The sequence below is a fragment of the Persicitalea jodogahamensis genome (assembly GCF_014651615.1).
GTDB classification, from domain to species: Bacteria; Bacteroidota; Bacteroidia; order Cytophagales; family Spirosomataceae; genus Persicitalea; species Persicitalea jodogahamensis.
On record NZ_BMXF01000001.1, the window covers coordinates 1,706,252 to 1,720,939 of the forward strand.

The 14,688-nt window shown below is 51.4% G+C and carries 10 protein-coding genes; 5 read left to right on the plus strand and 5 right to left on the minus strand.

The annotated features are described in order from the left end of the window. Positions 1-73: 73 nt before the first annotated feature. On the minus strand, positions 74-1,855 hold the full coding sequence (locus IE117_RS07075; protein ID WP_189563601.1) for an SGNH/GDSL hydrolase family protein: 1,782 nt from the start codon (positions 1,853-1,855) through the stop codon (positions 74-76). Between the two features lie 23 nt (positions 1,856-1,878). Continuing rightward, on the minus strand, positions 1,879-3,288 hold the full coding sequence (locus tag IE117_RS07080; RefSeq protein WP_189563602.1) for a sulfatase family protein: 1,410 nt from the start codon (positions 3,286-3,288) through the stop codon (positions 1,879-1,881). A 137-nt stretch (positions 3,289-3,425) separates the two neighbouring features. Here IE117_RS07080 and IE117_RS07085 point away from each other — a divergent pair, with 137 nt between their 5' ends. Then, a complete protein-coding gene (locus IE117_RS07085) occupies positions 3,426-5,012 on the plus strand; it encodes a sulfatase family protein (RefSeq protein ID WP_189563603.1) in 1,587 nt (528 codons plus the stop codon). 9 nt (positions 5,013-5,021) lie between these two features. Here IE117_RS07085 and IE117_RS07090 read toward each other — a convergent pair whose 3' ends face one another. After that, positions 5,022-6,599 carry a sulfatase family protein gene (locus tag IE117_RS07090; RefSeq protein ID WP_189563604.1) on the minus strand — a complete coding sequence of 526 codons (1,578 nt, stop codon included), beginning with the start codon at positions 6,597-6,599 and terminating at the stop codon, positions 5,022-5,024. A gap of 177 nt (positions 6,600-6,776) precedes the next feature. Between IE117_RS07090 and IE117_RS07095 the strand changes: the two genes are divergently transcribed. Beyond that, positions 6,777-8,015: a multidrug effflux MFS transporter gene (locus IE117_RS07095; RefSeq protein WP_229580445.1), complete on the plus strand. Its 1,239-nt coding sequence runs from the start codon at positions 6,777-6,779 to the stop codon at positions 8,013-8,015. 2 nt (positions 8,016-8,017) lie between these two features. Then, positions 8,018-8,338, plus strand: a complete 321-nt coding sequence (locus tag IE117_RS07100; protein ID WP_189563605.1) for an antibiotic biosynthesis monooxygenase family protein — start codon at positions 8,018-8,020, stop codon at positions 8,336-8,338. Between the two features lie 10 nt (positions 8,339-8,348). Here the strand turns inward: IE117_RS07100 and IE117_RS07105 are convergent, their stop codons facing one another. Together IE117_RS07105 and IE117_RS07110 are read right to left on the minus strand one after the other, a co-directional pair. Continuing rightward, complete coding sequence (locus tag IE117_RS07105) at positions 8,349-9,524, minus strand: sialidase family protein (RefSeq protein ID WP_189563606.1); 1,176 nt, start codon at positions 9,522-9,524, stop codon at positions 8,349-8,351. Between the two features lie 144 nt (positions 9,525-9,668). After that, on the minus strand, positions 9,669-12,440 hold the full coding sequence (locus IE117_RS07110; protein WP_189563607.1) for a M14 family metallopeptidase: 2,772 nt from the start codon (positions 12,438-12,440) through the stop codon (positions 9,669-9,671). A gap of 382 nt (positions 12,441-12,822) precedes the next feature. Here IE117_RS07110 and IE117_RS07115 point away from each other — a divergent pair, with 382 nt between their 5' ends. Further along, entirely contained in the window at positions 12,823-13,221 is a 399-nt protein-coding gene (locus tag IE117_RS07115; RefSeq protein ID WP_189563608.1) for a response regulator transcription factor, read from the plus strand. Between the two features lie 113 nt (positions 13,222-13,334). After that, the gene (locus tag IE117_RS07120; protein WP_189563609.1) at positions 13,335-14,618 is read left to right on the plus strand and encodes a sugar transferase; all 1,284 of its coding nucleotides are present in this window, start codon (positions 13,335-13,337) and stop codon (positions 14,616-14,618) included. Positions 14,619-14,688: the final 70 nt, after the last annotated feature.

Here is a 14,688-nt window from a genome sequence, read left to right on the forward strand (position 1 = left end):
TTGAATGGTGGGTTGTAAAAATATTTAATTTATAAAACATTGGTAAAGAGGTACTTTTGATAAAAAAGCAAAATCACTTCCCCCCATACGCCCCGCTCAACCGCCGATAGCCTTCCTCGTTCGGATGTAGCCCATCCGTAAATAAACTTTCATCGATTGTCCCATCCGCTTTTAAAAGTACCTTTCCTGAATCCAGGTACTTGACGCCCATTTCCTGAGTCAAGGCGGCTAATCGTTGGTTCAGCTCCTGTACCCGTTTTTCCTGCTGGCGGCGTGGGTACACGCCCACCATCGTCAGTGTGGCGGTGGGTTGGCGTTGGCGGATGGCGTCGATGAGGAGCCGCCAGCCCGTCAGGATTTCTTCGTCGGTGTTGAGGTGGAAATTATTGGTGCCGATCATGACGTAAATCTGCTTCGCCGCGTAGCCGTCTAACTCGCCGTGGTATACCCGCCAGAGGACGTTTTCGATACGATCCCAGCCGTAGCCCAGGTTGCGGGTATTCTGCGGATCAAGTACTTTTTCCCAGGAATCAGCACCGCGGGCGCGCGGACCTTTCGGCAGTCCGCCCCAAAAATGGGTGATGGAATTACCGATCATCAGTACTTCGGGTGGGTTTTCCCGGTTCATCCGCAAAATTTCGCGGTGGCGGGCATCCCAGTCGTAGTTGCCGGGTTCGCGCATCTGAATGATAGGGCGGGTGGTACTTACCTCGCCCTGCGGTTCGTGCAGGATCTGGCGCAGGTTTTTTTCGTAGCCTTCGGCGTAGCGCATCATGCCGAGGTCGTTGGGGTGGGTACCATCTACCATCGTCTCGACATCCTGGTTAAAATCCTTTCGGGGAATCAGGTACAGTTCCCGGTTACCTTCGGATTGTAATTGAGCAAAAGCCTGGCGAAGTACCTCGTTGGGTTCAGAAAAGCGTTTCCGGCTGGTGGGATTTATGGCCTCATCAGTATAGCCTGCATGTTCGGCCAGCACGATCGGTGTGTTTGGATGTTTTTGGCGTAACATTCTGACAGCTTCCAGTATCCGGTTTTGAACGGTATCGAGCGGGTAGTCTTCCTGGTTCACCAGATTGGGCAGGCAGTCAAGGATATACACTTTGGCTTCTATTTCGGAAACCATGGTCAGCACTTCCGGTTCAAGCCGTCCGTTGCCCGAAAAGCCAAGATTTATGAGCGGGCGATCCATATTTCGGGAAAGGATGGTGGGCCAGGCCATACCGGGCCGCGAGGCGCAGGCGCCCTGAGCAATGGACGTACCGTAGACCACGATCGGCAGATCGGGCCGCACGGGCAGCGGGGTAAAAAGCGTGCTGTCCGGGATACCGATTTCCAGCCATTTCACGGCGTCGTAGAGGGGTAGGTACAGACGATATTCACGGCCCAGCTTGTGGTAGGCATCGTTGGGTTCAAGATTACGGAAATGATATTCGATGGTATCGCCGAAAGCGAATTTTCCGGCGCACCATAGCCCGTCGCCGTCGCTCGAAATAGCGTACAAGTCCAGCCCGCTCGCACCTGTTTTAGCCATGTGAGGCAGATTGTGGCGGCCTTCAGTAACATAGCGTACCTTAATTTGATCGGAATTTGCCCGGAAGCGCAGCATCTGTCCCGCCGATTCCTGAGAAAGATTCCAGACCGCCTTGCGTATTTTGTTCTCGGCCCGCGCCGGCAGTCGGTCGTAGAAATCTTTAGTATCCTTCGGCCAGACTTTTCCTTCAAGTACCGGGAAGGTGGCCTCCGAGGGATTCCACCAGATAAAGGACGGCGAAGTAGTAGCTTGCGCCCGACCCAGCAAAGGACTGAGAAGAATACTGCCTAGAATCGCAAATGATAGGTAACGGAGCTTCATAGAATCTAAGATAATGAGGAAAGTTAAGGCTGGATTTCCGGCTTCTGCCAGGGTACCCGGCCCCCGCGCTGGATGTGAAGCATCAGCTCAGCGGACAATTGTTTGAAAACTTTTGGTTCACTCTTGGCTAAATCCTTCGTTTCCATTGGATCATTTTTTAGATTGAATAATTCCAAAGGTTGAAAGGGCGTATTCTTTACCAGTTTCCAGTCACCTAACCGCAAGGCGTAACTACATTGTCCGGCGTAGGCATTCCCTCCCTCGCGGCGGGTGAAGTAAAGTGGCCGACTTGGCTCGGCTGCGGGTGTTTTTCCCAACAAAGTACCCAAAAAACTCCGGCCTTCGATCCCCGGTTTGGCCTGTACTCCGGCCACATCCAGTAGAGTTGGAAACAAATCCATCGAAAGGTTGACCTGATCGGATACCATACCCGGCTTAATTTTCCCCGGCCAACTGATAGCCGTCGGAACCCGCAGGCCACCTTCGTACATGCTCTGTTTGCCGTCGCGCGTAGGACCATTGTTGGCCAGGCTGGGCAGGTGACCGCCATTGTCACTGGTGAAGATAATGAGCGTGTTTTCGTACTGGCCGCTTTCTTTCAATGCTTGGATTACTTTGCCGATACCGTCGTCCAGATGCTCAATGAAGGCGACGAGTTGAGCGCGTTTGGGTGGCAAGCCCGGCTCGCGTTCCTGCACTTTTTTGAGCCAGTCGGCGGGGGGCTGCACCGGAAAATGCGGTGCGTTGTAAGCCAGGTAGAGAAAGAAAGGCTGTTTAGATTTTGATCTTTCTTCGATATAGTCCGCTGACCATTGGGTGAAAAGATCGGTAGCGTGGCCTTCTGGGTCGATGGTTTGCTGGTTGCGGCGCATGTAGTTGATGTCGTGGCGGCGTTTGGCTACGTAGTCGTCCATCATGTCGCCCAGCCAGCCGTGGAAAAAGTCGAAGCCGCGCTCGGTGGGCGTATTCGGCGATTCCAGCCCGAGGTGCCACTTGCCGATGATGGCCGTGTGGTAGCCTGCTTGTCTGAGGGCGGTCGGTAGGGTAGTGGCTTTGGGATCGAAGTACCCCCAGCTATTATCGGCGTGAGTGCGGATGACGCCGGGTACACCCACATGATCCTGGTAACGACCCGTAAGCAGGGCCGCGCGGGTAGGAGAGCAGACAGGGCAGTTGGCGTAAAAGTTGTCAAACCGCACTCCGTCCCGCGCGATCTGATCCATATTGGGTGTTCGAAGATCTTTTGTCCCATAGTACGAGACATCATGATAGCCCTGATCGTCGGTCAGGATGAGGAGGATGTTGGGATGGGTAGTTTTGGTATCCCGGCTATTTTTTTCATTGGCGGGTTGGGAGGAGTTTTTGCAGGAAAAGCCAATCAGGGCTGTCAGGTACACAAGAAAAAGGCAGGTGCGTCGGTAGTTTAGTCTCATTTTTCGGGGGAAGGATGATTCAAATAAAAGAAAAATCAATCATTGACCTACTTCAAATGGGTAAATATCAATTGAAGGTCCTTAGATATAGTGAATAGCCTGTTTAGTTGAAAAATTATCTCCCCAAATCAAAATCCATGCGTTCCATTCTGTCGATCTTATTAATCGGAATACTTAGTTTTAATCAGCTTGCCTGTTCAAACACGGGTGGGAAAGATGCAAAATCTGAAAAAAGAGCCGGGGCGTCGGAGCGACCCAATATTCTTGTCGTTTACCTTGACGATTTGGGGTATGGCGACGTGAGTGCTTACGGCCAGAACACGCTGCCGACTCCCAACATTGATGCCCTGGCCAAAGGCGGTGTCCGTTTTACGAATGGCTATGCTACTTCCGCCACCTGCACGCCCAGTCGGTATGGCTTGCTGACGGGTATCTACCCCTGGCGCAATGAAAAGGCCCGAATTCTTCCTGGCGACGCGCCGCTGTTGATCGACACGACGATTGTCACTTTACCCAAGATGCTGAGAAATGCGGGTTATCGCACGGGGGTAGTTGGGAAGTGGCACCTGGGCATTGGTGATGGCAGCGTAGACTGGAACGAGGAATTGCACGGCAATCCCAATGACGTGGGTTTCGACTACTCCTACATTATGGCCGCCACCACCGACCGCACACCGACGGTCTATATCGAGAACCGCCGCGTGGTGGGCCTGACCGCCGACGATCCGATTCAGGTCAGCTACAAACAGAACTTTCCCGGCGAACCCACGGCCATCTCAAATCCTGAACTGATGACCAAACAAACGTGGAGTCACGGTCACAACCAGTCGGTGCACAACGGTATCCCGCGCATCGGCTACCAGAAAGGTGGCAAGTCAGCCCTGTGGCAGGATGAGGACATGGCCGACGTGTTCCTGGATAAAGCCAAAGCATTCATCGACGATAATAACCCCGAAAAAACGGGCGAGCCCTTCTTTCTTTATTACGCATTGCAGCAGCCACACGTACCTCGTGTGCCGCACCCCCGCTTTGTAGGAAAGTCAGGTATGGGACCGCGCGGCGATGCTATAATTGAGGCCGATTGGTGCCTGGGTGAGATCATGAAAAAACTGGAAGCCGATGGCCTGGCCGAAAATACGATAGTCGTCTTCAGCAGTGATAATGGTCCGGTATTGGACGATGGCTACAACGACGACGCGGAAACGAAAATTGGCAACCACAAAGCTGCCGGTCCGCTGCGCGGCGGGAAGTACAGTCTGTTTGAGGCGGGTACCAAGGTGCCGTTCATTACCTATTGGAAAGGTCACATCAAGCCGCAGGTATCGGATGCCCTGGTGTGTCAGTTGGACTTGCTGGGTTCTTTTGCTGAGCTGGTCGGTCAGAATAATCCCTCTGAAGATAGCAAAAACACAATGGCGGCTTTAATGGGCGAATCGAAAGAAGGTCGAGATCAGCTGGTGCTGGAAGCCACGGGCAGGCTGGCTTTCCGGCAGGGAAACTACATCCTTATTCCTGCTTATAAAGGCAATGCCGTAAACAAACAGGTCAATATCGAAACAGGGCTTGCCCCCGAAACCCAGCTGTTCGATATTAGCAAAGATCCCGGCCAAAGGAATAATCTGGCCAAGGCTCAACCCGACAAACTGGCAGCGATGAAGGACGCCATGCAGAAGGCAGTCGGCGATCAGTTCAAGGTCAATACGGAGGATTTGGAATTAAAGTAGTGTCAGGTTTCAATCTTCGATTGGACCTTTCTCGTAATCGCTGTCGTTTACCCAGCCAGTCGGGATTTTTTCGCCTTTCATGTAACGTTCATAAAAGCCGTTGACATCCTGACTGAACGGGTACTGTTCATAAATATGCCCAAAACCCATCATGCGCAGGTCACCTTGAGCGAGGAGCTTGGCTTCCATTTCCTTTTCCATTGACTTCTTTGTAGCCTGGTACTTAGGCAAAGCGGCCAGGTTGACCACGCAATCAGGATCTTTTTTTAAATCATATAGCTCTTCCGTCGGACGCTTTCCGAAGCTCATGTTCCAATAGGTTTTGTCTACCCCGTTGCGGCGATTGTTCAGGATGAGCGTCTTGGTCGGGCTTCCGTCCGTGTTGAGGTAGCCCGTTTCGGGATTACAGGCCGGCCATCGGTCGTTTTCGTAATTCTTTATGTAGAGCATACTGTTTTTGTGCATCCCCCGAATCGGATAGCCCACATCGTGCGGACGCCCGTAGTCGTGGCGCTCCTGCCCCACGAGCTGAAATTTTCGATCTTCTTCAATCCAGCCACTCTTTGTGCTATTGAATAAGCTGAGCAAACTTTTCCCGATCATCGGGTGCATGCCCGATTGTTGAGGTGAGACACCCGCTGCGTCCAGAAACGTCGGAGCCAGGTCGGTCATGTTCACGTAGTCGTCGATCTTTCGTCCCGGACTCTTGATGCCGTTTTTCCACATAGCCGCAAAAGGCACGTGGTTGGCATTCTCGTAGGCATTGCCCTTCACACGCGGAAAGGGCATTCCATGGTCGGAGGTATAGACGATGAGCGTGTTTTCCAACTGCCCGTTTTCTTCCAGGGTTTTCAGTACCCGTGCCACGTGGCTGTCAAGGTATTCGATCTCGTAGGCGTAATCGAGCAGGTCCGTGCGGACGGTGAGGGAATCAGGAAAATAGGCCGGAACGCGATCGATCATTTCGGGTTTCTTTCCTCCCTTTCTGATACCTGCGCCGTACTCATAGGCCCGGTGCGGCTCGATAAAGCCGATCCAGAAAGCCCAGGGTTTGCCATCGGCTTGCTTCACAAAGTCGGCAAAGTTGGCGGCGTAGTCGTTGTTGCTGATGTACTTGGCAGGTGGTGTGGTAGTCTGGTCGTCGTAATTTTTAACCAATACATTTCGGTTGGAACCGTCGGAATTCAGGGCTATACCAGGTGCCCAGCCCTTTCCCGTCTTTCCGACAAAGTACCCATGGTCCGATAAAGCTTCGGGGTAGGTTTTAAAATAATTCGGAAAATAATTGACATGATTCATGCCTGCGTCCAACTGCCAGGGATTGCGGCCGGTGAGCATCACAGCGCGTGAAGGGGCGCATTTGGCGTTGGGCGTGTAGCCATTGTTGAACAGGATTCCCTCCCGCGCTATGCGATCAAAGGCGGGCGTATTAACCCACTTTACGCCATAGGCACTCATATCCCGCCCGGCATCGTCGGCTACCAGGTATAGTATGTTAGGCTTATCGGGAGCTGCAGGCGTGGTATTTTTGAATGCCGGCAATCCGGCACCTAGGAAAAGAAAAAATATGGGGATTAGCTTTTTCATCGAAAGATTGGAGAACGTTTTCTATTGGGTGAGGGAAATTGCTTTGCGGTTAATGAACTTCCTTATCATAAGGAGACTTTCATTCGTACAATTTACCTAAGCGAGAAGATATAATATTAGAATAATACCAATTCTTCGCTAGATCATCGTTTATTGATAGTACCTAAAATCCTACCTTTGCGCGGTATCTTCACCGCAGTAAAAGCCATGACCAAGAAGGAGTTAAATAAGATCGTTGTGCTATTGGGGGTATTGTCTGCCCTTGGCCCATTCAGCATTGATATGTACTTGCCAGGCTTTCCGGCCATCGCTGAGGATTTGAACACCACTATTCCCGAAGTAGGCTACTCGCTGACCAGCTATTTTATAGGGATCAGCGTGGGGCAGTTGCTTTACGGGCCTATTGTAGATCGTTTTGGACGCCGGAAGCCCTTACTGTTCGGACTTTCACTTTACACGGTAGCGGCCATCTGCTGCGCCCTCTCACCCAGTATCAATTGGCTCATCGGCTTGCGCGGACTTCTGGCCATCGGGGGCTGTGCGGGCATGGTAGCGGGTCGGGCCGTAGTGCGTGACCTTTTCCCACCTGAAGATATTGCCAAGGTGATCTCCACGCTGATGCTTATCATGGGGGTAGCTCCGATGATCGCCCCCAGCGTAGGAGGCTGGATGGTGACGGCATTGGGCTGGCGGGCTATTTTTATAACGCTGGCCGTGATAAGTGCTTCCATGCTGATGGGCGTACTGTTGTTATTGCCTGAAAGCCGGGGTTCAGATAAAACCGTACGACTCAACCCGGCGGCGGTCACCAGGAAATACTACGAAGTGCTGAAACAGCCCGCTTTCATCGTCTTTGGCCTGGCGGGAGGATTTACTTTGGGGAGCCTGTTTGCCTACATCAGTGGCTCGCCTTTCATTTACATGGAAAAATTCAACTTCACCCAAACCGAGTACGGGCTGCTTTTCAGTCTCAACTCTTTCGGGTACATTGGCGGTAGTCAGGTTAATCGGGTTTTATTAAAGCGCTTCGACAGTCTTCGCGTTGCCGAAATGGCTTCGTTGGTCGTGGCAGTACTCGGCTTCTTGATGGTCGTAAGTGCCGTAACGCCTGGCATTTCGGGGTACGTAATGCTGGTATTTCTATTCTTGTTCCTCTTCGTGAGCGGACTACTCGGCCCCAACACCACGGCCCTGGCGCTGGAACCCTTTTCCGAAAATGCTGGAAGCGCATCGGCTTTGATCGGATTTACCCAAATGCTGTTCGGTGCCCTTGCTTCGGCCCTGGTAAGTGCGCTGCATAACCACACCGCCCTGCCCATGACGGGCGTCATGGCAGGCTGCGCCTTGGCGAGCGCGGGCTTAATTTTAGGTCAGAGGATAATTTTGAAACGGCGGGCCATTCTATATCATAGCTGATTATGTCTATCGCCACTACACCTGCGGCTCCTTATTACGCCGTAATATTCACCAGTCTTCGAACCGAGGGTGAAAATGGCTACGCCGCTATGTCCAGTCGCATGGTCGAGCTCGCCGAACAACAGCCCGGTTACCTCGGCCATGAAAGTGCACGGGAAGAGGTAGGAATCACGGTGTCTTATTGGAAAAGTCTGGAGGCGATTCGGGACTGGAAAGCGCATATTGAGCACCTGTTTGCTCAGCAAAAGGGGAGGGACCACTGGTATTCGGCCTACAAAGTCAGGATTTGCCTCGTGGAGCGGGACTACGATTTCCTCACCTGATTTTGAGCTTCTAGTTTAGTTCCAGAATGGTCCCTGCGATGTGGCGGGGACCATCTGCAATATTAAAATAATAAACCACCAACACGCGCTTATTGTCCAGTGGTACAGCCCAGGGGTACCCCAAATCGGTTGTGCCGCCATCATCGCGGAGAATTATTTCCGGGGCCGTGGCAAAGTCTGTGCATTCGGCATTCAGTACCCGGGCCCGAATGCCCAACGGTTTATGGCGGTAGCCGTAGGTCAGTAGTACCCGATTGTCGGGCAGACGCAGGGCGTGCAGCGGATGCCCCTGGAAACCCATTTTTTGCCAGGGTTCAAAAGTTTTTCCACCATCGGTCGAGCGGGCCATGCAAGCCTGGTCGTCGAGTCCGGCAGTTCGCAAGAAGGCTATCAGGTGGCCCTTCGGAGTCTCGTAGAGAGATGTTTCGTTAAAAGAGGCAAGGGAATCGACAGCTATCGAATTACTGTATTTCCAATGCTTGCCTTTGTCTTCCGAAATGAGTAGATGAACCGATGTTTTCCGGGGTGAAAGAGAATCGTTGGCAGCTACGGCCCAGAAAATACGTCCGTCTTTCCCTTCACACATCGCACCCCGGTTGTAGGCAGGTACGGGCTTTCCGAATGGATCGAGATTGACCTCGGGAGCGATATGCGGTGGGTACTCTGGCCCCTTCCAGGAAATCCCGCCGTCGTCAGACCGGATAAGGTAGCCACCCAGAAATACCGATCCGTTTTGATTCTGAAATACGGGTTGCCGGAGGTTGGACAGTCCGTTGGGGCGCAGAAATGCCCAGCCGTAGCTGGCGCACAGAATCTCGCCATTGCGAAGTTGTAGCAAACATGGGTCCTGTGAGCCGCCAAATGGGTGGGCGTACATGAGTTGGGGATCAGGCGACCAGGTTTCGCCGTCACGAGATCGTACATTGACGAGATAGCTGTTGGGATCGACATGATTGGTACTTTTTTCGCCAAACATTTTTCGCTCCGGCGCGCGCCGAAAGGCCAGGAGCAGCTCACCGTTAGGGAGTTTGATGACCGAGGGGAACGCGGCGTGAAAACGACTGTCTTCATATATGATAATGTCCTTTACCTTGCTTACAACGGCAGGACTGCTTTTACCTGTCGGCGTGGCAACAATGGCGGGGACCTGAAGCAACAGGAAATAGAGGCAAAGGGAATAGATCATCTTGTTTTTTGGGTTAAAAGCCAAGATGGGTAGTTTTATAACACCAGCAATCGCTAAACCACGGCTAGGCGATTGCTGGTGTTGTCACTATGGGAGGTGGTAGAAGCTGAAATTGAGAATTACCAGAAGAATCAAAATATATTATCAATCTGCTCCTCCAACCGTAGTGCCGGTGGAATATAGCGCGTTGAAAACCAGTTTCAACGTACCGTGCGACTGCGCCCGGAAGGTAATCTCCGGTCCGAAGGCGTATAGCTTACCCGCGCCGACCTTGGCCTCGAAGCCTGTCACACCCCCTTGAAGGTAGGACTGCCCCCAGGCCCAGCCGCTTCGGAGTGGTGTGGCGGTGTCGAACCAGAGAATAGGCTTGATGTCGCCTCTGGCCAGGGCGTCCGGTGCAACGTCGAAGACAGGACTATTCTCGAAATACACATCCGCCTGGGACGGCATCCCCCAACTGATAGCACGCGTAGAATCCACACTCACGCGTAGAATACTGCCGGGAATGTAGTACTTCTCGCTCGGAAGGCGGGTTTCTTTGCCGTCGCTATTGATCTCCACCAATTTGTTCCGCACGGGTAGTTTCAGGTGGTAAGCCAGGTTGGTGCTGCTGCCGATAGTCAGGACCGTGCCGCCTGCTTCCAGGAATTTTTTCAGCTCGGTGATCGTGGTATCCACCGAAATCCTGCCCAGTTGGTCGCGGTATTCTTTGGGAATATCATTCGCCTTGGGCATCCTCTGACTCCGATAACGCCCGGTTTCTCCGCCTGGTGGTGCGGGAATAGCGCTCGTCACAAACAGAAGTACATCGAATTTCTTACGCAGATCACCCGCATCAAGGGTAGGGGCGTAAACTACCTCTACCGGAAAGTGAAACTGCTCGCTCAGCCAGCGAACCCAGCCCGAAGGCATGGAACCTCCGTAGTTATCCCACAGCCCTACGCGCAGCGGTTCGACTTTCACCATCGGGACGGTGGGGCGCTGCTTGACCCCCTGTACATGTATACCGAGATCGTTAGAGACTTTTCCCAGCATGGCTTTAGCTTGCTCGCCCGCCGGTACAAAGAAAGTACCCAGTGCCAAATCCGAAGGTTCGGTGGTACGGAAAACGTCTACATTGGCTTTGAGCAGGTCGTTGACCGCCGTGAAAGAATCATTGGTTTCAGGGTTGAGCAAGTAACCGGCCAGGGGGTTGACGGCCTCGAAAGTACCCGCCGGATGCTGCAACTCGCCGTAGGGAATCGGCTGGAAGGGGCCTTTGAGGTCATTCAGAATGCGATCGAATTGAACGCCCATCTGATAGGCCAGTGTCCAACCCGCTGCGTCGTATGGTCGCACGGGCGGACCACCGGGGTACTGGAAATCGTTGGGATGGTCCTGCGGCTCGAACATGTCCAGCACGTGCGGCCGGAAAGCCTGGGCGGTCATGACTACGTAAGAGCCTTTGGGGTATTTTTTCTTATCTACTGTAAAATCAGCCGTAGCGCGATGAACCTGCACGCCCGACTTGATAAGTGCATTGACGAATTTGGTTGCCGTGGGAAAATCGGACTGACTGGCAGACAGAATGTAGGCGCGCGGGTCACGAAGGGCAGGATCGGTCATTACCGAGTCGTAGAAGGCTTCGGTTAGCTTGAGTTTGCTGTTCTTTTTCTTGGCTTCTGCATAACTCTCCTCTATTTCTTTAATTCGCTTGGGCGAAAGCGCCCAATAGTCGCGCTGACCACGCTCGATGGCATTCTTTCCCATACGATACGCGTTGAAAAGCAATTCGTCGCGCATTCGGGAAGCGTGATTCAAAACGGCATAATTGAGTGAAACCGAGTAGTCGATCGACTGGCGGAAATGCCACACCTGGGGTGCGATCGGAAAAGTTTGGGAGCCGTTGGGAATAAGACGGTGAGGTACCAGCGGAATCGTATCGGGGGTGGGGCTACCGATGATTTCGGTCAGGATACCGATCATGTTGTGGAAATAGGGCGCTGTACGCAGACCGCCGTTCCACCAGGTGGAGTATACGGAGCCCGCCCGCTGCGTGTAGCCAGGTTTGTTCTCGGCGTTCAGCCGGGAGTTCATAGCGGCGCCCACGGCATCGAGACTGGTGATTATCAGCGGGTCATATACGTAGTTGAATGGGTCCCGGTAAGGCGGTCCGGCTACCACGGTGCCCGCCGGACCCGATTGGTGATGGTTGTACACGATCTGCGGAATCCACTCTACATACAATTGCCTGCCTATATTCCATGATTCGCTCATATTCATCATGAAAAAATCGCGGTTGTTATCGTGGCCGATATACTTCTGGTAAAGCCGGGGCAAGAAGTCTGTGCTTTTTTTCTCGTCTTTCTTTTCCCGCATGTACCAGTCGCTGACCAACTCTTGTCCATCAGGGTTGGCGTGGGCCATAAGAATAATCACATCGTCCAGAATCCGCTTAGTTTCAGCATCCTGACGACTTACAAGCTGGTAAGCAGTTTCGATTAGTTGGTGCGCCCCCACGGTTTCAGTAGCATGCAGTCCACCGTCAATCCAGACCACCGCCTTGCCTGCTTTCGCCTGGGCGCGGGCTTGTTCATCTGTCAGGCCCTCAGCGCGTGCCAGTTGCTGCGAAATCGCCTTGTACTTGGCAAGATCTTTTAAGTTCTCCGGCGACGAAACGACAAGCATGTATTGATGACGTCCTTCTTCGGTAAGTCCCATATCCACCAAATTGGCCCGGGGGGAGGCGGCGGCAAGTTTTTTGAAATATGTTTCCGTTTGGGTATAGGTGGCCAGATGGTAGTCATCGCCAATGGTGAACCCAAAATGCTCCTTGGGGGTTGGAATCTTCTGACCGAAGGTTGAAGACAGATTTATGACAAAAAGAGCCATTGTCAGAAACCAAAGACTCGAAATTCTCGTATAGATTGTATCCATTCCCTTTTTTTAAAAAATTTTAGAATTGTCAAACGAACAAATATAACAAAAGCTGTAGTCAAACCGTGGATCACTTTTCGACACGCATAAAAGTAGGTAATCGAAAAAATATTCTTTGATTTTATCGGCGTTGATTTGTTTTTAAATTTTTTTATTGTGTACCTTTCCTTTGTTTTTCACCTAAAAATCCCAACGATATAAAGAAAATCCTAAATTTTAACGTTTAATAATTAACTTGCACTGTTTCCTGAGAAACTGGAAATCAGTAAGTCCACCCTCATGAAATTTTGAATCCAATCAGGTTCGAGCCGACTACCAACCGGCAACTGGTCCGATCAGAGTTTCAAATCAGCCCAGGCTGATAATCAACGTTAGATCCAATATGTTTCGTAAGGCCGAAAAGCGTGTGATCCTGATTATGGACGACGCACCCGGAATTCAAAAAATTTTATCAGTCCACTTGCAAAAGGACTATGAGCTCGTTTTAAAAAACGATGGAATGGAGGGTATGGAGTGGCTTGACGAAGGCCACTCGGTAGATTTGATACTCGCTGATTTGAAAATGCCCAATCTGGATGGGAAAGAATTTTTGCAGATTATTCGTTCAAGCAACTTTTATAAAGACATTCCCGTGATCATACTTTCGGCCGAGAGCGAAAGCGGTGAACGAATCGATTGCTTGAACAAAGGAGCGGATGATTTTATTGAAAAACCATTCAATCCGGCGGAAGTTCTGGCCAAAATTCAAGTAATACTACGTAGGTACAAAGGATCTGCGTGACTTTTTGAACAGTTTAAAGTCATTCATTAAAGAGCGGAATGAATTCCACCCGAATGGCTGAAGAGGGCCTTCCTAAAAGAAGGCTAACAAAGTAAACAACACACACACTAATAATGCAACCTAACCAAAAGAATGGCCCGTTCGGGCCGGACAGAGGCATCACTGTATCCGGTGATGCGGGCTCCCCCAGGGTGAGCCCCGAAGAATCCAAACAACTTTTTAACGTAGATGCGCTGTGCCGCGTCGTCCTGCTGGGTACCTGCCCAGAACAGCATTCGTCTTTCTCAAGACGTTTTTCCGGCTCATTGGATATCAAAAGCTTCACCAATGGCGAAAAACTACTTGATGCCCTGGCGGCAGGTTATCCTGCTGATGCCATAGTGGCTAGTACCGAAGGCGAAGGGTGGGAAGTATTGAAAACGATTCGTTCGAATGCCAAGCTTTCCCATATTCCGGTCATTATGCTGGCGAAGGAACTTTCTCCGGACGTAATTCAGCAGGCCAGACTTCAAAGGGCCGACGACGTTTTCGACGAGGATTTTACAGAAGGAGATCTGGTGATGAGACTACAATTCCTTTTGCGCAAAAAATGGTACGCTACTGATTTTGCTTCACCCATGGCCCGCCATTTTAAAGCCAGGACTCCCTTCTGGAAGCGCATCAGCGATGTGTTTCTGGTCAGTATTGCACTGCTTCTTTTATCTCCTGTTTTTTTGTTGGTATCCCTGGCCATCATGATCGATTCCAAGGGGCCGGTTTTCTATAAGTCGAAGAGGGCCGGAAGCGGTTTTAAAGTATTTGACCTGTACAAATTCCGCACGATGCGGAAGGATTCCGATAAGTTGGTCAAAAGTATGGCTGCTCAGAATATGTACGATCAGGCCTCATCTCCCGTCATGGAGGACAGTTCGTCCGAGCTTTGCGCAAATTGCCGCTCAAAAAACTTAGGAGTTTGTCAGCAGAAACTGTTTTTCGATGGTCAGGAAGTTTGTGAGCGCACCTATCAGTTTGAAAAAAACCGTAAAGCGGCATTTGTTAAATTCCAGGATGACCCCAGAATCACAAGAGTAGGGCACTTCATTAGAAACACCAGCCTAGATGAATTGCCTCAGCTGGTCAATATCCTGCGGGGGGATATGTCGCTGGTCGGGAATCGCCCATTACCAATTTATGAAGCCGAGAAGTTGACTACTGACGAGAAGATTGCCAGGTTTGCGGGACCAGCTGGCCTGACGGGTTACTGGCAGGTAACGAAACGTGGAAAAGGGCAAGCCGAGATGACGGAGAAAGAGAGAATTGAGATGGATATTTATTATGCCAAAAATTTCTCCTTCTGGCTTGATTTCAAAATCATGCTTAAGACTTTCCCCGCCTTGGTTCAGTCGGCCAACGTTTAAGAATCATTTCAACCAACATTGACCCAGGTACATTGGCCAGCTTTATCGGTCTTCATCCCCTGGGCCGGAT